Consider the following 17972-nt stretch of genomic DNA (forward strand, 5'->3'; position numbering starts at 1 on the left):
GGACGGGACGGGTAGGGGCGGAGGGGGCGAACACCCCAACCGGACACCCAACTTCGGCCACTTTTTCTGACCGTTGAAGGAAAGCCTCGGCACCCCTTGCAATCGCGAGCCCCCCGCGCATCAATGGAACCGCACGTTCCGACGGACCGTCAGATACGCCGCCGCATGGCGTCCCGCACCCCACTCGCGGACGGTCCGCGCACACATCTCCCCGCACCCTCACCCGCACAGAGGTGAGAAGCCCGTGTGCCCGGACAGGGCGGTTCGGTCCCACCATCCCCACATGGCAATTCCCGTACAAGGGAAGGGAATCCGATGAGAGGCAAGCAACTCGGAATCGCCACGGCGTTAGCCGCCGGCACCCTCGCCGCGACCGGCCTGGTCTTCGCACCCGCCGCCGCGGCCGTCACCCCACAGACGGCCACCATCAACGCGACCTGCAGCATCGGCGGCAGCGGCGCGGCCACCCTCACGGCCACCCAGGACGGCACGGCCGCGACCATCACCCTCAGCTCCACCGAGATCACGGCCCCGATCGACGTGGCCCAGGACTCGGTCAGTTCCACACTGACCATGGTGAAGGCGAGCGGCGGCACCACGGTCTTCTCCGGCACGAAGAACCCCGCCATCCCCGCGGGCGGCGGCGTCTCCGTCGGCCCGCTCGACGGCACGGTCGCCGTCGGCGACAGCCTGGAGGCATACGGCGGCTCGCTGCAGATGATGGTCTTCGGCATCACCATCACCTGCACGGCGGACGCAGCGCAGTCCCCGGGCCCGTTCGTGTTCGACTGAGCCCGCATATGTGAAGACCGGTGCCGCCCGCGCGCAGCGGCACCGGTTCACGGATCACGGATCACGGTGGCACACGCAACGCAACTACCTTGTGTGCACCAGCAGTTGATGACTTCGACTGGAACTGATGGGTCAGCAGTCACCGTACCGATCCTCCATTTGCCGCCGGGGCGGCACGCATGCTCACGGCTGCGGCGGAAGATCAGAGCGCGTCCGGCCCGCGCTCCCCCGTCCGTACCCGCACCACCGTCTCCACCGGCACGGCCCACACCTTCCCGTCCCCGATCTTCCCGGTCTGCGCGGCCTTCACCACCGCCTCGATGACCGCGTCGGCGTCCGCGTCCTCGACGACGACTTCGATCCGCACCTTGGGGACGAGGTCGACCTGGTACTCGGCCCCGCGGTACACCTCGGTGTGACCGCGCTGACGCCCGTACCCACTGGCCTCCGTGACGGTCAGCCCGTGCACGCCGATTTCCTGCAGGGCGGTCTTGACCTCGTCGAGGCGGTACGGCTTGACGATCGCGGTGATGAGCTTCATGCCTGGGTCTTGACCTTCTGCGCGGTGGGGAGGGACGGCGAGACCGGGGCACCATGGCCCAGGACCCCGTGATCGTAGGCGCTCTCGGCGTGCACCGTAAGGTCCAGGCCGGTCTGCTCCTGCTCCTCGTCCGCCCGGAAGCCCATGAGCCGGTCGATCAGCTTCCCGATGCCGTACGTGACGGTGAAGGCGTACGCCCCGACCGCCACGACGGCGACCAGCTGCTTGCCGAGCTGGCCGAGCCCGCCGCCGTACAGGAGCCCCTCGGCCCCGCCCGTCATCTCCTTGGCCGCGAAGACTCCGATGAGCAGCGTGCCGATGATCCCGCCGACCAGGTGCACACCGACGACGTCCAGCGAGTCGTCGTAGTTCAGCTTGAACTTCCAGCTCACGGCGTACGAGCAGACGGCACCGGCGGCGAGACCGACGACCAGCGCACCCAGCAACGACACCGACCCGCAGGACGGGGTGATGGCCACCAGACCCGCGACCGCGCCGGACGCCGCGCCCAGCGTGGTCGGATGCCCGTCGCGCTTCTGCTCGACGAAGAGCCAGCCGAGCAGGCCGGTGCACCCGGCGGCGAGCGTGTTGAGGAACGCGGCGGCGGCCAGCCCGTTGGCTCCGAGGGCCGAGCCCGCGTTGAAGCCGAACCAGCCGAACCACAGCAGTCCGGCACCCAGCATCACCATCGGCAGGTTGTGCGGCCGCATGGCGTCCTTCTTGAAGCCGAGACGCGGACCGAGGACCAGACAGAGCGCGAGCCCGGAGGCGCCCGAGGTGATCTCGACCGGCAGACCGCCCGCGAAGTCCAGCGCGCCCAGCTTGTCCAGGATCCAGCCCCCGGGACCCCACACCCAGTGGGCCACGGGAACGTATACGAGCAGCGCCCAGACCGGCACGAAGACCAGCCAGGCCCCGAACTTCGCGCGATCCGCGATCGCGCCGCTGATCAGCGCGGCGGTGATGATCGCGAAGGTGAGCTGGAAGGTGGCGAAGAGGAGGGTGGGGACCGAGCCCTGGACATTGTCCGGGCCGAGCCCCGCCATGCCCGCGTGCTTGAGCCCTCCGATGAGCCCGCCGAGGGCGTCGTCCCCGAACGCGAGCGAGTAGCCGGCGGCCAGCCACACCACCGTGACCAGGGCGATCGACACGAAGCTCATCATCAGCATGTTGAGGACGCTCTTCGTGCGGACCATGCCGCCGTAGAAAAGGGCCAGGCCGGGCGTCATCAGCAGGACGAGCGCGGTGGCGGCGAGCAGCCAGGCCGTGTCACCGGTGTCGATGTGGGGGGCAGCCAGGGTCACAGTCTCTCCAGCGGTCCGAGGGCGTCGTCAGAGAGTCACGGGCGCGCGTTTCCGGTTGTGCACACACGCGTTTCCGGCGTGTTTCGTGTTGCGCGGGGGTTTCCGCAACCTCACGGTGCAGAGCCGCGGCGCACGGCGTGCGGCGGGGGCTTGTGGATCAGGGACAATGGGCGCCATGAGCGTTCGTACCCCGTCATCCAAGCCGTCCGAGGCCCCCCACCGCGCCGGCTTCGCCTGCTTCGTGGGCCGCCCCAACGCGGGCAAGTCCACCCTTACGAATGCTCTGGTCGGCCAGAAGGTGGCGATCACCGCGAACCAGCCGCAGACGACGCGGCACACGGTACGGGGCATCGTGCACCGGCCCGACGCCCAGCTGATCCTGGTGGACACCCCTGGTCTGCACAAGCCGCGCACGCTCCTCGGCGAGCGGCTCAACGACGTCGTCCGGACCACCTGGGCCGAGGTCGACGTCATCGGCTTCTGTCTGCCGGCCAACGAGAAGCTCGGCCCCGGTGACCGATTCATCGCGAAGGAACTGGCGTCCATCAAGAAGACGCCGAAGATCGCGATCGTCACCAAGACGGACCTGGTCGACAGCAAGACGCTCGCCGAGCAGCTCATCGCGATCGATCAGCTCGGCAAGGAGCTGGGGTTCGAGTGGGCGGAGATCGTGCCGGTGTCGGCGGTCGGTGACAAGCAGGTGAGCCTGCTGGCCGACCTGATCGTGCCGCTGCTGCCGGAGGGCCCGGCCCTCTACCCCGAGGGCGATCTCACCGACGAGCCCGAGCAGGTCATGATCGCGGAGCTGATCCGCGAGGCCGCCCTGGAGGGTGTGCGCGACGAGCTGCCGCACTCCATCGCCGTCGTCGTGGAGGAGATGCTGCCGCGCGAGGACCGGCCCGCCGACAAGCCCCTCCTGGACATCCACGCCTTCGTCTACATCGAGCGGCCCAGCCAGAAGGGCATCATCATCGGCCCCAAGGGCAAGCGTCTGAAGGAGGTCGGCATCAAGTCCCGCAAGCAGATCGAGGCGCTGCTGGGTACGCCGGTCTTCCTCGACCTGCATGTGAAGGTCGCCAAGGACTGGCAGCGGGATCCTCGGCAGCTGCGCAAGCTGGGGTTCTGACCCGGGCGGGGGCTCCGAAGACCGAGCAGTTCCCCGCGAACGGGGTCTGGGGCGGAGCCCCCGGGGACGGGCAGGCGCGGAGCGGGCGAAAACCGTTCTGGCCCGCTCAGCCCGTCAAGAGATGTTCAGCATGCGGATGTCCATCAGCACGACGTCCGGGCGGAGTTCGCGCGCCCCCGCCACCGCGCCCAGGCCGTCGGCGGCCTCGCCCACCCCCTCGATGCCACGGGCCGTCAGGATCAACCGGAAGCCCGTCCTGACCAGTGTCTGGTCGTCGGCGATCAGCGCGCGGGGCCCCCGCTCGGTCGTGCCCGCCGCCACGGCCGGTCCGGAGGAAGACGTCACGGGCGGTCCAGCGGAAAGCGAGCCCGCACCCGATGATGGACGTCTGGCAGGCCCCGGCCCTGGCGGCCACGGCCCTCGCGGGCGTCGCCGTCGCCGTACTGGGCGCGCTGCTCCCGGCACGGGGCGCGGCGCGTCTGACGATCGCGGAGGTGCTGCACAACGAGTGAGGGGACCGGGTGAGTTGTCAGTGGGCCCGCCTACACTCCCCGCCCATGACCTACGTGGAAGAGCACGTGCACCCGGAGCCTCCTGTCGCCGGCGACGAGACCGCCACCCTGCTCGGCTCCCTGGAGCGGCAGCGCGCCACCCTGGCCTGGAAGTGTGGGGACCTGGACGCGGCCGGTCTGAGAGCGACGGTCGGTGTCTCGTCGATCGCCCTGGGCGGGCTGCTCAAGCACCTGGCCCATGTCGAGGACGACTACTTCTCGGGGCGGCTGTTCGGGCGCGAGCCCAGTCCTCCGTTCGACACGGCGGACTGGGACACCGACCCCGAGTGGGACTGGCACTCGGCCGCCGAGGACACCCCCGAGCAGCTCTACGCGCTGTGGCGGGACACCGTGGCCCGTTCGCGCTCCCTCGTCGCACAGGCACTGGCCGACGGCGGCCTGGACCGCCCGGCCGACCGCGGCTGGCCCGACGGCCGGGCCCCCAGCCTGCGCCGTATCCTCATCGACCTGATCGAGGAGTACGCCCGCCACGTCGGCCACGCCGACCTGATCAGGGAAGCGGTGGATGGACTCGTGGGTGAGGACCCACCACGCACTCTTTAGCCCGTCCGGCGTTCGGGGACGAGGCCGTTCAGGCCGAAGCGGGGGTCTGGGGGCGACAGCCCCCACGTATGGGACGGGCAGGGGCGGAGGGGGCGAAAACCCTTGCCTCAGCCCGCGGTGACCGCGGCGCGGACCGCCCCGTCGGGCCCCGCGAGGAGCACCGGCGTCTCGGCCCCGCCGAGGTCCCGCACCGCAGCCCGGTCCTCCGCGGACACGGCCTCCGTCTCGGACACCACAGCCGCCGCCTCCAAGGACTTCGCCCCCGAGGCGACCGCCATGGCCACGGCGGTCTGGAGGGCACTCAGCCGCAGGGAGGGCAGAGCCACCGTCCCGGCGACATACGTACGGCCCGTCTCGTCCCGCACAGCCGCCCCCTCGGGCACACCATTGCGTGCCCGCGCGGAACGGGCCAGGGTCACGATCTTGCGGTCCTCGGGGTCAAGCGCGCTGCTGTCGGTCATGCCCTGAGCATACGAAGCACCACTCCCACCCCGCGCGGCGGTACGCGGCTAGCCGGCGACCGTGTACATCGACCCCCGCCGCCCCTCCGGCGAAGCCAGCCACTCCAGCTTCGCCGCCGTGTTCGCCTCCGGTAGCGGCGTGTGCAGCACGATCGTGAGGTCGGGCCGCACCGGGACCTTCATGGCGGTGGACTCGACGGCCAGCAGACCGACCAGCGGATGGTCCAGTTCCTTGCGGATCTGCCCGGCGTCCTCGATGTCCCGCCGCTCCCACAGCTCGGTGAACTCGGCGCTGGATTCCCGCAGTTGGGTCAGCAGCTCCTGGAACCCCTCGTCCGTGGGGTCGGCGGCGCACGACGCGCGGAACTGGGCGACGACCGTGCGCGCGTTCTCCTCCCACGTCCGGGACTGACCCCGGTAGAGCGGGTCGGTGAAGAAGTCGACGATGCAGTTCTGTGTGTTCTCGGGGCGCATGCCGAGAACCATCGCGGCGGCGTCGTTGTACATCACGCAGTTGTAGTACCGGTCCATGATGTGCGCCGGATACGGCATCCACGTGTCGATCAGCCGCCGCAGCCCCTCGCACATGTCCCGGTCCTCGGGCGCGACCTCGGGCGCCGGCGGGTTCAGCCCGGCGAGCACGTACAGATGGCGCCGCTCGGCGTTGCTGAGCCGCAGTACACGGGCGACCGAGTCGAGGACCTGCGGCGAGACGGAGATGTCGCGTCCCTGCTCCAGCCACTGGTACCAAGAGGCGCCGACACCCGCGAGCACGGCGACCTCCTCCCGACGCAGACCGGGGGTGCGACGGCGCGCCCCGCCGTCCGGCAGTCCGGCCTGGGCCGGTGACACCCGGGCCCGACGGCTCATCAGGAAGTCCCGCAGTTCCCGCCGTCGGTGGGTCCTGAGCGCGTCCTGAGTCACGTTCGAATCCCCCTCTTGGTGACTGGTGGTGCGACCACCAGCATAAGTTCCCGCTCCCCACGGTTATTCCGACCGCAGGAAGCTCTTGCCATGGCGATCGAGACCACGACCGAGACGACGGCCGAAACCCCCACCGGCACCTCCCCAGGCGCCCCCACCCGCACCTCCACCCGCCCCGCGCACGACCCCCAACCCCCGCTCGGCACCCGGCTGTCGACCCGCGACAAGCTCGTCCTCTTCGTGCTGTGCGCGGCGCAGTTCATGGTCGCGCTCGACTTCTCCGTCCTGAACGTGGCGCTGCCCGTGCTCGGCAGGGACCTGGGCATGAGCCAGTCCGCGCTCCAGTGGGCGGTCACCGCCTTCGCGTTGCCGTCCGGCGGCTTCCTGCTCCTCTTCGGCCGGATCGGCGACCTGTACGGCCGCCGCAGGCTCTTCCTGACGGGCCTGGCCCTGTTCGGCGCGGCCTCACTGCTCGCGACCTTCGCCTGGGACCCGGCGTCGTTCCTGGCCGGGCGGGCGTTGCAGGGCCTGGGCGCGGCGGCGATCGTGCCGACGGGCATGTCGCTGCTGACGACGACGTTCCCGGAGGGCCCGGCGCGCGACCGTGCCCTGGGCATCTCGGGCACGCTGCTGTCCCTCGGCTTCACGGTCGGCATGGTGGCGGGCGGTGTCCTGACCGACGTACTCGGCTGGCGCTCGACGATGGGCCTGCTGTCGGTCTTCGCGCTGATCGTGCTGCCGCTGGCCCCGGGCCTGCTGCCGGAGTCACGCACCCCCGACCGCCCGCGTCTGGACATCCCCGGAGCGGTCACCGTCACCGGCGGTCTGCTGGCCCTGATCTACGCCCTGTCGACGGCCGCCGAGCGCGGCTTCGGCGGCGCGGACGTCATGGCGGGCCTCGTCGCGGGTGTCCTCCTGCTGGCCGCGTTCGGATACGTCGAGTCGCGTGCCCAGGCCCCGCTGGTCAGCCTCCCCATGCTGCGCCGCCGCACGGTGGCGTGGGGCAACCTGGGCGGTCTGGTCACCTTCTCGATGATGTCGACGGTGGTCTTCGTGCTGACGCTGTACCTGCAGGAGATCCTCGACCTGTCCGCCTTCGAGACCGGTCTGGTCTTCGGCGTCCAGGGCGCGCTGTCGGCCGTCGCCGGGGTGTACGCCCCGAAGGTCATCGGCCGCTTCGGCGCCCGCCGTACGCTGGTCGGCTCACTGGCAGGGCAGGGACTGTTCGTCGCGGCGCTGGTGGGACTGAACGCGCACACCTGGTCCGTCTGGCTCGCCGCCGCCGCGGTCTCGCTGGCCAGCATGTGCCACCTCGGCGCGATCATCTCCTACGGCCTGACCGTCACCTCGGGCGTCCCCGACGAGGAGCAGGGCCTGGCCACGGGCCTGGTGACCTCCACCCAGCAGGTCGGCCTCACCGTCGGCATCCCGCTGCTCGGCGTCCTCGCGACGACGTCGGACGACCTGCTGAGCGGCGTCCACACGGTGCTCGCCCTGGATGCGGCGATCGTCCTGGCGGCGGCGGTGCTGGTCGCGGTGGGACTCGGCCGACGGGGCCCGAAGGCTGGTTCAGGACCGGTCGAGGCGGAGGCGCTCGGCCTTCGGTAGACCGGCGACGACGAGATCGTACGAATCCTCGATGAGCTCCCGAACCAGCCGGTCCGGGAGTTCGCCGTCGACCGTCACCGTGTTCCAGTGCCGCTTGTTCATGTGGTAGCCGGGGATGATCAGCCCCGGGTGCTCGCCGCGCAGCCGGACCGCGTCGTCCGGGTCGCACTTCAGATTGACCGTCAGCGGGCGTGCGTCCAGATGGCTCAGGGCGAAGAGCTTGCCCAGCACCTTGAAGACCGAGGTCTGCGGGTTGAAGGGGAAGTCCTCGACGGTCGCGTTGAACGACAGGCAGAACGCGCGCAGCTGCTGCGGGGTCACTCCGGCTTCTCCTCCTCGGGGGGCTCGATCGGGCCGACCGGCTCGACGAGTACCGTGACGATCTTGTTCCGGCGCCCTGCCGCGGCCTCCGCCGTCAGCCGCAGTTCGCGGCCGTCGGGCAGCTCGACCACCGAGGAGGCCCCGGCGATCGGGACCCGCCCGAGCGCCTTGGCGAGCAGCCCGCCGACGGTCTCCACATCCTCGTCGTCGTACGCCTCGAAGCCGTACAGCTCGCCGAGGTCGCCGATGTCGAGGCGGGCGGTGACGCGGTAGCGGTCGTCGCCGAGCTCCTGGACCGGCGGCAGCTCACGGTCGTACTCGTCGGTGATCTCGCCGACGATCTCCTCGAGGATGTCCTCGATCGTGACGATGCCGGCCGTGCCGCCGTACTCGTCGATGACGACGGCGACGTGGTTGCGCTCCTGCTGCATCTCGCGCAGCAGATCGCCCGCGTTCTTCGTGTCGGGCACGAAGGTGGCGGGCCGCATGGCCGTCGACACCAGCTCGGACTCGGCGTCGCGGCTGATGTGCGTCTTGCGGGCCAGGTCCTTCAGATACACGATCCCGACGATGTCGTCCTCGCTCTCCCCGGTGACGGGGATGCGGGAGAAGCCCGAGCGCAACGCGAGGGTCAGGGCCTGGCGGATGGTCTTGTAGCGCTCGATGACGACGAGGTCGGTCCTCGGGACCATGACCTCGCGCACGAGAGTGTCGCCCAGCTCGAAAACGGAGTGCACCATGCGGCGCTCCTCGTCCTCGATGAGCGACTCCTTCTCGGCGAGGTCGACCAGCGCGCGCAGCTCGGCCTCGGAAGCGAACGGGCCGCGCCGGAAGCCCTTGCCGGGCGTGAGCGCGTTGCCGATGAGGATGAGCAGGGGCGGGATCGGGCCCATCACCCGGGCCAGCGGAAGCAGGACGTATGCCGCCGCCGTCGCCGTGTTCAGTGGGTGCTGGCGGCCGATGGTGCGCGGGGAGACGCCGACCGCGACGTACGAGACGAGGACCATGACGCCGATGGCGACGGCCAACGCCTGCCAGGTCTTGTCGAACTCCTTCAAGCAGGCGTAGGTGACGAGCGCCGCGGCCGCCATCTCGCAGGCCACGCGCACGAGCAGCGCCACGTTCAGATAGCGGGTCGGGTCGGCGGCGACCTGGGCGAGCTTGGCGCTGCCGCGCCTGCCGCTGCGTACGGCCTCCTCGGCGCGGAAGCTGGAGACGCGCGCCAGGCCCGCCTCCGCGCAGGCGGCGAGCCAGGCGACGACGACCAGCAGGACGGCGCCGACGACGAGTTGAGGACTCATGACACGGTCGGGGCCGGGGAGGGGCCCGTCATGCCCTTCTCCGCGCGCCAGCCGTCCACGATGGCGGCCTGGAGACCGAACATCTCGGCCTTCTCGTCCGCTTCCTCGTGGTCGTAGCCGAGCAGGTGCAGCACCCCATGGACGGTGAGGAGCTGGAGCTCCTCGTCCATGGAGTGCTGCGTCGCGGCTTCCTTGCCCTGTCGCTCGGCGACCTCCGGGCAGAGCACGATGTCGCCGAGCAGGCCCTGCGGCGGCTCGTCGTCGTCCTTCGACGGCGGCCGCAGCTCGTCCATGGGAAAGGACATGACATCCGTCGGTCCTGGCAGGTCCATCCACTGGATGTGGAGCTGCTCCATGGCGTCGGCGTCCACGACGATCACCGAGAGCTCGGAGAGCGGGTGGATGCGCATCCGCGCGAGCGCGTAGCGGGCGATGTCGAGGATCGCCTGCTCGTCGACCTCGGTTCCGGACTCGTTGTTGACGTCGATCGACATGGTCGTGCTGGTCTACTTCCCCTTGTGGCCGGCTTTGCCGCGGCCCTTGTGGGAGCCGTTCTCGGTGCCGTTCTCGCTGTCGTACTTCTCGTACGCGTCGACGATACGGCCGACCAGCTTGTGCCGTACGACATCGTGGGACGTGAGCCGCGAGAAGTGGACGTCGTCCACACCCTCCAGGATGTCCTGGACCTGGCGCAGACCCGACTTCGTGCCGTTCGGCAGGTCGACCTGTGTCACGTCGCCCGTGACCACGATCTTCGAATCGAAGCCGAGGCGGGTGAGGAACATCTTCATCTGCTCGGCGCTCGTGTTCTGGGCCTCGTCCAGGATGATGAAGGCGTCGTTGAGCGTGCGACCGCGCATGTAGGCGAGCGGCGCGACCTCGATCGTCCCGGCCGCCATGAGGCGCGGGATCGAGTCCGGGTCGAGCATGTCGTGCAGCGCGTCGTACAGCGGACGCAGGTAGGGGTCGATCTTCTCGTAGAGCGTGCCCGGGAGGAATCCCAGTCGCTCGCCCGCCTCCACCGCCGGACGGGTCAGGATGATGCGGTTGACCTGCTTGGACTGAAGCGCCTGGACCGCCTTCGCCATGGCGAGGTACGTCTTGCCGGTACCGGCGGGGCCGATGCCGAAGACGATGGTGTGCTTGTCGATGGCGTCGACGTACCGCTTCTGGTTGAGCGTCTTGGGGCGGATGGTGCGGCCTCGCGAGGACAGGATGTTCTGCGTGAGCACCTCGGCCGGAGTCTCCTGGCCGTCGCCCTCCCCGTTCTCGCTCGCCCTGAGCATGGCGATCGAGCGTTCCACTGCGTCCTCCGTCATCGGCTGCCCCGTGCGGAGCACCAGCATCATCTCGTCGAACAGGCGCTGGACGAGGGCGACTTCACCGGCGTCGCCGACCGCACTGATCTCATTGCCCCGGACATGGATGTCGGCCGCCGGGAAGGCCTTCTCGATCACGCGCAGAAGGGAGTCCCCGGAGCCCAGCACGGTCACCATGGGGTGCGCGGCCGGAACGGTGAACTGCGCTCTCGCTTGTCCCTGCGCGGGGGTGTGAGCTGTGGGTGTCTGAGTCATGGGCCGGCTCTGAAGGCCTGCTTTTCCTCCTTGATCGGCACGCTTGCCACGAGGGCAGCGTTGCGATTCCAAGCGTACGTCGCCGCACTGACAGAGCCGTAGGGCTTTTCCTCACCCACACGGAGCGCCGCACAGAGCACTGCACGACGCCTCACGCGGAGCACCACACGGCGCCTCACGCGGAGCGCCCGAAACCGATCGTCGGCACCGCACGGCGCAGCGGCCACGGGCGCGTCACCTGGGGCAGCAGCCCCTCCAGGAACGCATAGCGCCTCAGGGCCGTCGGATCCTGGTCGTCGACCGACTGGACGCGGCGCCACCAGGCGGCGATCTCGGACCAGCCGGGCGCCGACAGCGACCCCCCGAACTCCTGGACGGAGAGGGCGGCGGTCAGCCCGGCGAAGGCGAGACGGTCGGCGAGGGGCCAGTCGGCCAGGGTGCCCATGACGAAGCCCGCGACGAAGACGTCACCGGCGCCGGTGGGGTCCATGGCCTCGACGGCGATCGCCGGGACCTCGGCGGTCTCCCCGGTACGGCCGTCCACGGCGTACGCGCCCTCCGAACCGAGGGTGACGACCGCCAGCGGTACGTGCTCGGCCAGCGCGTGCGCCGCCGCGCGCGGGCAGTTCGCACCGGTGTACCGCATGGCCTCCTCGGCGTTCGGCAGGAACGCCTCGCAGTGTTCGAGATCGGCGAGGCCCGCCAGGTCCCAGCGGCCGGTGTCGTCCCAGCCGACGTCCGCGAAGATCCGGGTGCCCTTGCTCGCGGCCTGCCCGATCCACGGCGCGCGCGTGCCCGGCGTCAGCGCGGCGACGGCGGCACGCGCGCGTGGCGGGCAGTCCGGCGCGGGTTCCTCCGGTGGCGGCTCGTGCCCGTGGCTGACCATCGTGCGCTCGCCCTCGTACGCCATCGACACGGTGACCGGGGAGTGCCAACCGGGTACGGTGCGCGACGGGGTGAGGTCGATGCCCTCGCCCTGCTCCAGGGCGTCCCAGCAGTACTCCCCGTAGTGGTCGTCGCCGAAGGCCGCCGCCAGGGAGGTCTTCAGCCCCAGCCGAGCGAGGGCGGTCGCCATGTTGGCGACTCCGCCCGGGCTGGAACCCATCCCCCGCGCCCAGGACTCCGTCCCCCGCACGGGGGCGGAATCGAGCCCGGTGAAGATGATGTCCAGGAAGACCGTGCCCGTCAGATAGACGTCCCAGGGCGGGTCCTGGGGGGTGCGCAGCCCTGCGAGCGGGTCGACGTGGGCCTGGCAGTACGGTCGCTCTCCGTTGGACGCGATCACGGTGCGCTCCCTGACGTGGTACGGATCTGGCCAGTGTGCACCACCGGAACCGCCCCGCCCCGTCCGCTCTAACCTATTTTCGCCCCCTCCGCCCCTACCCGTCCCGTCCCTGGGGGCCGCGCCCCTGACCCCCCTAAAAGATCGCGCAGTTCCCCGCACCCCAAGGGGCGCGGAAAGTCACCACCGCGGCATGGACGGCGCAACCCACCCCGCGTCGGCGACCCGCATCGCCCCCGCATCATCACGCTCCCGCAACCCCCCGTCGTCATCGAGCCACCGCCGATGCAGCACCCCCACCGCGTCACGGTCGAGCTCGACCCCCAGCCCAGGCGCGTCGGAGACCCTCACACACCCGCCCTCGAAGACGAGCCGCTCGGTCAGCACATCCTCGGACTGCCACGGATAGTGCGAGTCGCAGGCATGGTGAAGCCCAGGAATCGTCGACGCGACCTGCGTCATCGCCGCGAGCGAGATCCCCAGATGGGTGTTGGAGTGCATGGACACCCCGACACCGAACGTCCGGCAGACGGCGGCCAGTTCACGGGTGTTCCGCAGCCCACCCCAGTAGTGGTGATCGGACAGCACGATCTGCACGGCCCCCACCGTGAAGGCCTCCCGGATCTCCGCGAACGTCGTCACGCACATATTGGTGGCCAGCGGCACGGACGTGCCCGCCGCGACCTCGGCCATGGCGGCCGTCCCGAGCGTTGGATCCTCCAGATACTCGAGTACGTCTCCCAGCGCCTCCGCGACCTTCAGCGAGGTCTCCACGGACCAGGCCCCGTTGGGGTCGAGCCGCAGCGGACGGCCGGGGAAGGCCTCCGCGAGCGCCCGCACGGCGGCGATCTCCTGCTCCGGAGGAAAGACGCCGCCCTTGAGCTTGAACGAAGTGAACCCGTACCGCTCGGTGAACTTCCGCGCCTGCGCGACGACTCCGGCCGGGTCGAGCGCGGCTCCCCAGTCGTCCTTCTCCCCTGCGACCCCTTCGGGATGGTCGGCCCACTTGTAGAACAGGTAAGCGCTGTACTCCACCGCGTCCCGCACCTTGCCGCCGAGCAGCGCGTGCACGGGCAGTCCCAGCGCCTTGCCGAGCGCGTCCAGACAGGCCACCTCGAAGCCGGAGACGACCGACAGCCGCAGCTTGTCGGCGGTCTGCACCCCGCGCAGTCCGCCGACGTCGACCTGGCCGTCCACCCGCGCCCGATCGACGGCGACCTCGTTCATCACCGTGAACAACCCGTTCAGGTGGGAGACTTGCCGTCCCACCAGCTTGCGCGCGAACGGCCGGGCGAGCTCCAGATATGTGCCGTCGCCGTATGTCTCGCCGACACCCGTCACCCCGTCCGCAGTGACGACCTCCACGATCAGCCGGGGGTGTACGGCTGATGCACGCCCTGCGTGTTCAGCAGGGGCGGGTCGGCGACGAGGATCGGGGTCAGCCGGACCTCGGCGATGGTCAGAGCGCGGGTCACGGGACGGCTCCTACGGTGGGCGTACACCATCTACGTATGAAGACAAAGGTTAGGTAGGCGAACAACCCGTCGTCAATGGGCCGACGCGGGCCTCGCCGACGACCCGGTGCAGCGGCAGGGCGAAATCCACACGCCTACCCCAGCACCCTCACCCCAAACAGAACGTGCCCCACATCACACCGCCCCGCCTTCTTCGCACCCCCACCCCCTTGATACAAATTGCCCGCGCGTTCCTGTCCGTCGACAGCCGCCCAACCCCCCTTCTTGAGCCGCTTCTTTCGCATGCCCTGGGAACGCCCGTGTCCGCCCGCACCACCCCGCCCTGGCCCCTCGTCGCCCTTTTCACGGCCGGGTACCTCGCCGCTTATCTGCTCCCGACCACCGTCGGCAGGCTCGACGCGGGCCTCCCGCTCTCGGCCACGCAGGCCGGCGCCATCGGCAGCGCGCTGCTGCTGAGTTCGGCGACGGCGGGCTTCCTGCTCGCCTCCCGCGTCGACCGCTTCGGCCCGCGCAGGCTCGCCCGCACCGGCCTGCTCCTCGCGGCCGCCGGCTACGGCACCGCCGCCCTCACCTCGGCCGTCCCGCTGGTCATCACCGGCGCGATCGTCGGCGGCTTCGGATCCGGTACGGCCACCACGGTCGCCGCGACCGGCATCGCCGCCCAGCGCGACCCCCACCGCACCACCACCCTGGGCCTGCTCGGTGTCTCCGCCCTCGCGGGCGCGCTGTATCTGACGATCCCTCATCTCGGCCCGGCCCACGGCCTCCCCCTCGCCGCGATCGCCTGCACGGCGCTGCTGGTGCTGCCCCTGACCGGGCGCCTCCCGGCCCGCACCCCGGCGACCCTGGCTCTGCGCACCGGGACTCCGCTCCCCCACCTCCGCTCCGGCCTGGTCCTCGCCGCCGCCATGCTCTTGTGGTCCCTCGCCCAGAACTCCCTCTGGGGCGTCAGCGGCCGCATCGGCGTGACCCAGGCGGGGCTCGGCGAAGTGACGGTCGGCGTGGTCTTCGCGGTGGCGCTCGGCGCCGGGCTGCTGGGCGTGATCGGGGCGGGCGCCCTGGGCCCGCGGCTCGGCCCGGCCCTGCCGATCGGCGCGGGTACGGCACTGATCGCCGGCTGCATCGCGCTCAGCGCGGCGGCGAGCGACCTGTCCTCGTTCGCGACGGGCGAGATCGCCTGGAACACGCTCTACCCGGTCGTGCTCTCGTACGTGATCGGCCTCGCCGCCTCCCTGGACCCGCGCGGACGGTGGGCGGTCCTCGTCGGCTCGGCCTCCTCGCTGGGCACGGCGTGCGGCCCGCTCGCCGGGAGTCTGCTCTCCGCGCGGGCCGGGTTCCCGGCGATGGGCGTGATCCTGGCACTCGGCCTGCTCGCCGTCACCGTCCCGATGACGGCCGTGGCGCTAAGCCTCAGGCGCGGCATCCCGCAGGAACACCCGGTCGTCGAGATCCCGCTGGAGGCCGTGCCCGCCCGGCGGGCGGCGTACGACACGGCGGGACCCCGGCAAGCGGCGGCAGCGGCCGCACCGGGGTCCGGGACAGGCTGACGGCTACTCGAACTCGTACGCGTCGACCTCGGCGATGTACCGGGCCCGCCGCTCCTCGTCGTGCTCCAGGAAGGACGCCTCGAACGAGTTGCGGGCCAGCTCCCGCAGCCGCTCCTGGTCCAGCCCCAGCGCCTCGTGCACGGCGTGGAAGGTGTCGCCGACATAGCCCCCGAAGTACGCGGGGTCGTCGGAGTTGACGGTGCACAGCAGCCCGGCGTCCATCATGGCCGGCAGCGGGTGCTCCTCCAGGACGTCCACGGCCCGCAGCCGTACGTTCGACAGCGGGCAGAGCGTGAGCGGGATCCGCTCCCGCACGAGCCGCTCGACCAGTGCGGGGTCCTCCATGCAGCGCAGCCCGTGGTCGATGCGCTCGACGCCGAGCACGTCCAGCGCCTCGGTGATGTACGCGGGCGGGCCCTCCTCGCCCGCGTGCGCGACGCGCCGCAGACCGAGCGCGCCCGCGGCCTCGTACACCTCGCGGAACTTGACCGGCGGGTGCCCGACCTCCGCGGAGTCGAGTCCGATGCCGACGATCCGGTCGAGGTACGGCTTCGCGGCCTCCAGCGTCTCCATGGCCGACTCGGCGGACTCGTCCCGCAGGAAGCACATGATCAGCTGCGTGGAGATGCCGTGCGTCTCCATGCTGTCGGCCAGCGCGCGATGCAGGCCCTCCACGACCGTCCCCATGTCCACCCCGCGCGCGAGGTGCGCCTGCGGGTCGAAGAAGATCTCCGCGTGCCGGACGCCCTGCGCGGCGGCCCGCGCCAGATAGGCGTCGGCCAGGTCGGCGAAGTCCTGTTCCGTCCGCAGTACGGCCATGAGCTCGTAGTACAGGTTCAGGAACGACTGGAGATCGTCGAAGAGATACGCCTTGCGCAGCTCCTCGGTGTTCGCGTACGGCAGCGTGACGCCGTTGCGCGCGGCGAGCGCGAAGGCGAGCTCGGGTTCGAGCGTGCCTTCGATGTGGAGGTGCAGTTCTGCTTTGGGGAGGGACATCAAAGCATCGTACGGTCGATTTCCGGGCACTCGGAATCGGCGCCCCGGGCCGCGATCAAGAGTGCCGATGGCGAGCGCTCGGGAAGGGCGTCCGGGCCGCGACCACGGACGCCCCGGAGCCGGCTCGCTCACCGGCGCTTCGGAACCGGCACCCGCACCAGATCGTGCGCCACGGTCAGCTCTCCGTCGAACCCCGCGGCCCGAGCCTGCCGCTCGAACTCCTCGGGCTCGGAGTACCGCTGGCTGAAGTGGGTGAGCACGAGATGGCGTACGCCGGCCTCCATGGCCACCCGTCCCGCCTGACCTGCCGTCAAGTGGCCGTGATCCATGGCCAGTTGCTCGTCCTCGTCGAGGAACGTCGACTCGATGACGAGCAGGTCGCACCCTTCGGCGAGCGCGCCCACCCCCTCGCACAGCCGGGTGTCCATGACGAACGCGAACCGCTGCCCGTGCCGCACCTCGCTGACGTCGTCGAGGGACACCCCGTGAAGCGAGCCCTCCCGCTGCAGACGCCCGACGTCGGGCCCTCTGATGCCGCGCTCGGCGAGCCGCTCCGGCAGTATCCGCCGCCCGTCCGGCTCGACCAGCCGGTACCCGAACGACTCCACGGGGTGGGAGAGCCTGCGGGCCTCCAAGGTGTACGAGGGCGTGGTCGCCAGCACGCCCTCGACCTCGACCGGGGCTTCCGTCAGCTCGACGGTCTCGCGGTAGGCGGTCGCGTACCGCAGCCGGTCGAAGAACCGCTGGCCGGAGCGCGGATAGTGGACGGTCACCTCGTGCGGCACGCGGTCGAGGTTGATGCGCTGGATCACGCCGGCGAGCCCCAGCGAATGGTCCCCGTGGAAGTGCGTGACACAGATGCGGTGCAGGTCGTGCGCGGCGACCCCGGCACGCAGCATCTGGCGCTGCGTGCCCTCGCCGGGGTCGAAGAGCAGTCCCTCGCCGTCCCACCGCAGCAGATAGCCGTTGTGGTTGCGATGCCGGGTCGGGACCTGGCTGGCGGTGCCGAGGACCACCAATTCGCGTACGGACAAGGCCGGTTACCCCGGGGGCCACTGCATGCCGCGACCGCCCAGCACATGGGCGTGCGCGTGGAAGACGGTCTGGCCCGCGCCGCTGCCGGTGTTGAACACGACCCGGTAGCTCTCCAGCTTGTCCTCGGCCGCGACCTCGGCGGTCTCGCGCAGCACGTCCGCGACGACCGAGGGTTCGGCGGCCGCCAGCGCGGCAGCGTCCGGGTAGTGCACCTTGGGGATGACCAGGACGTGGCTGGGCGCCTGAGGGTTTATGTCGCGGAAGGCGACGGTCGTCTCGGTCTCCCGGACCACGGTCGCTGGAATGTGCCCCGCGACGATTTTACAGAACAGGCAGTCGTCCTGCGGCTCTCCCGCCATGCGTGTGCCTCCTCACGCCAGCCGATCATTACCTCCGCATGCTATCGGCCCGACCGGGCAGGCCGCGTACGGCTGTGCCGACCATCAGCGGCGTACACAGGGCGCACCGACCGGCCGCCGGGCAGGACCGCTCGGCCGGGCCGCGGTCCTGCACAGGCAGTGGCGAGCCGATCGAACACGGCTCCGCCCCCACCCGGCATCCTCCAGCCGC

General features: G+C 70.7%; 18 protein-coding genes and 2 pseudogenes. 6 read left to right on the top strand and 14 right to left on the bottom strand.

Annotated features, from left to right (window positions below):
* Positions 1 to 315: 315 nt before the first annotated feature.
* On the top strand, positions 316 to 792 hold the full coding sequence (locus tag ACIBK0_RS01820; RefSeq protein WP_399074489.1) for a hypothetical protein: 477 nt from the start codon (positions 316 to 318) through the stop codon (positions 790 to 792).
* A 202-nt stretch (positions 793 to 994) separates the two neighbouring features.
* Here ACIBK0_RS01820 and ACIBK0_RS01825 read toward each other — a convergent pair whose 3' ends face one another.
* Positions 995 to 1333, bottom strand: a complete 339-nt coding sequence (locus ACIBK0_RS01825; protein WP_399074491.1) for a P-II family nitrogen regulator — start codon at positions 1331 to 1333, stop codon at positions 995 to 997.
* Complete coding sequence (locus ACIBK0_RS01830; protein WP_399074493.1) at positions 1330 to 2637, bottom strand: ammonium transporter; 1308 nt, start codon at positions 2635 to 2637, stop codon at positions 1330 to 1332. Before ACIBK0_RS01830 ends, ACIBK0_RS01825 begins: the two co-directional genes overlap by 4 nt.
* 166 nt (positions 2638 to 2803) lie before the next feature.
* Here ACIBK0_RS01830 and era point away from each other — a divergent pair, with 166 nt between their 5' ends.
* Positions 2804 to 3763, top strand: coding sequence for a GTPase Era (era, locus tag ACIBK0_RS01835; RefSeq protein ID WP_399074495.1), 960 nt, complete (start codon positions 2804 to 2806; stop codon positions 3761 to 3763).
* A gap of 129 nt (positions 3764 to 3892) precedes the next feature.
* On the opposite strand, the pseudogene ACIBK0_RS01840 reads toward era, so the two are convergent.
* Positions 3893 to 4084, bottom strand: a pseudogene (locus ACIBK0_RS01840) (response regulator); the annotation flags it as partial.
* A gap of 56 nt (positions 4085 to 4140) precedes the next feature.
* Here ACIBK0_RS01840 and ACIBK0_RS01845 point away from each other — a divergent pair.
* Both ACIBK0_RS01845 and ACIBK0_RS01850 read left to right on the top strand, forming a co-directional pair.
* A complete protein-coding gene (locus ACIBK0_RS01845; protein WP_399074497.1) occupies positions 4141 to 4275 on the top strand; it encodes a hypothetical protein in 135 nt (44 codons plus the stop codon).
* 45 nt (positions 4276 to 4320) lie between these two features.
* Positions 4321 to 4878 carry a DinB family protein gene (locus ACIBK0_RS01850; protein WP_399074499.1) on the top strand — a complete coding sequence of 186 codons (558 nt, stop codon included), beginning with the start codon at positions 4321 to 4323 and terminating at the stop codon, positions 4876 to 4878.
* A 107-nt stretch (positions 4879 to 4985) separates the two neighbouring features.
* Here ACIBK0_RS01850 and ACIBK0_RS01855 read toward each other — a convergent pair whose 3' ends face one another.
* Positions 4986 to 5339, bottom strand: a complete 354-nt coding sequence (locus tag ACIBK0_RS01855; protein WP_399074501.1) for a cytidine deaminase — start codon at positions 5337 to 5339, stop codon at positions 4986 to 4988.
* Positions 5340 to 5387: 48 nt separating this feature from the next.
* Positions 5388 to 6209 (bottom strand): helix-turn-helix transcriptional regulator, encoded by an 822-nt coding sequence (locus tag ACIBK0_RS01860; protein WP_399075114.1) that lies wholly within the window; start codon positions 6207 to 6209, stop codon positions 5388 to 5390.
* Positions 6210 to 6353: 144 nt separating this feature from the next.
* Between ACIBK0_RS01860 and ACIBK0_RS01865 the strand changes: the two genes are divergently transcribed.
* Positions 6354 to 7871 carry an MFS transporter gene (locus ACIBK0_RS01865; RefSeq protein WP_399074503.1) on the top strand — a complete coding sequence of 506 codons (1518 nt, stop codon included), beginning with the start codon at positions 6354 to 6356 and terminating at the stop codon, positions 7869 to 7871.
* Here ACIBK0_RS01865 and ACIBK0_RS01870 read toward each other — a convergent pair.
* From ACIBK0_RS01870 to ACIBK0_RS01895, 6 genes and pseudogenes are all read right to left on the bottom strand, one after another.
* Positions 7833 to 8192, bottom strand: a complete 360-nt coding sequence (locus ACIBK0_RS01870; protein ID WP_399074505.1) for an MmcQ/YjbR family DNA-binding protein — start codon at positions 8190 to 8192, stop codon at positions 7833 to 7835. The two genes, ACIBK0_RS01865 and ACIBK0_RS01870, sit on opposite strands and share 39 nt — an antisense overlap.
* Positions 8189 to 9493 carry a hemolysin family protein gene (locus ACIBK0_RS01875; RefSeq protein WP_399074507.1) on the bottom strand — a complete coding sequence of 435 codons (1305 nt, stop codon included), beginning with the start codon at positions 9491 to 9493 and terminating at the stop codon, positions 8189 to 8191. Before ACIBK0_RS01875 ends, ACIBK0_RS01870 begins: the two co-directional genes overlap by 4 nt.
* Entirely contained in the window at positions 9490 to 9987 is a 498-nt protein-coding gene (gene ybeY, locus ACIBK0_RS01880) for an rRNA maturation RNase YbeY (protein ID WP_189185145.1), read from the bottom strand. Before ybeY ends, ACIBK0_RS01875 begins: the two co-directional genes overlap by 4 nt.
* Positions 9988 to 9999: 12 nt before the next feature.
* Entirely contained in the window at positions 10000 to 11067 is a 1068-nt protein-coding gene (locus tag ACIBK0_RS01885; protein WP_399074509.1) for a PhoH family protein, read from the bottom strand.
* A 175-nt stretch (positions 11068 to 11242) separates the two neighbouring features.
* Positions 11243 to 12352 carry a carbohydrate kinase family protein gene (locus tag ACIBK0_RS01890; protein ID WP_399074511.1) on the bottom strand — a complete coding sequence of 370 codons (1110 nt, stop codon included), beginning with the start codon at positions 12350 to 12352 and terminating at the stop codon, positions 11243 to 11245.
* Between the two features lie 177 nt (positions 12353 to 12529).
* Positions 12530 to 13824 (bottom strand): annotated as a pseudogene (locus tag ACIBK0_RS01895) (glucarate dehydratase family protein).
* 299 nt (positions 13825 to 14123) lie between these two features.
* On the opposite strand from ACIBK0_RS01895, the gene ACIBK0_RS01900 reads away from it, so the two are divergent.
* Positions 14124 to 15371: an MFS transporter gene (locus ACIBK0_RS01900; RefSeq protein ID WP_399074513.1), complete on the top strand. Its 1248-nt coding sequence runs from the start codon at positions 14124 to 14126 to the stop codon at positions 15369 to 15371.
* Positions 15372 to 15374: 3 nt separating this feature from the next.
* Here the strand turns inward: ACIBK0_RS01900 and ACIBK0_RS01905 are convergent, their stop codons facing one another.
* The 3 genes from ACIBK0_RS01905 to ACIBK0_RS01915 form a co-directional block, all read right to left on the bottom strand.
* Entirely contained in the window at positions 15375 to 16367 is a 993-nt protein-coding gene (locus tag ACIBK0_RS01905) for an adenosine deaminase (RefSeq protein WP_399074515.1), read from the bottom strand.
* A 128-nt stretch (positions 16368 to 16495) separates the two neighbouring features.
* Positions 16496 to 17401, bottom strand: a complete 906-nt coding sequence (locus ACIBK0_RS01910; RefSeq protein WP_399074517.1) for a ribonuclease Z — start codon at positions 17399 to 17401, stop codon at positions 16496 to 16498.
* Between the two features lie 6 nt (positions 17402 to 17407).
* A complete protein-coding gene (locus ACIBK0_RS01915; protein WP_399074519.1) occupies positions 17408 to 17761 on the bottom strand; it encodes a histidine triad nucleotide-binding protein in 354 nt (117 codons plus the stop codon).
* Between the last annotated feature and the right edge of the window lie 211 nt (positions 17762 to 17972).

Origin of the sequence: Streptomyces sp. NPDC050564 (genome assembly GCF_044457265.1) — a bacterium.
Classification (GTDB): domain Bacteria; phylum Actinomycetota; class Actinomycetes; order Streptomycetales; family Streptomycetaceae; genus Streptomyces.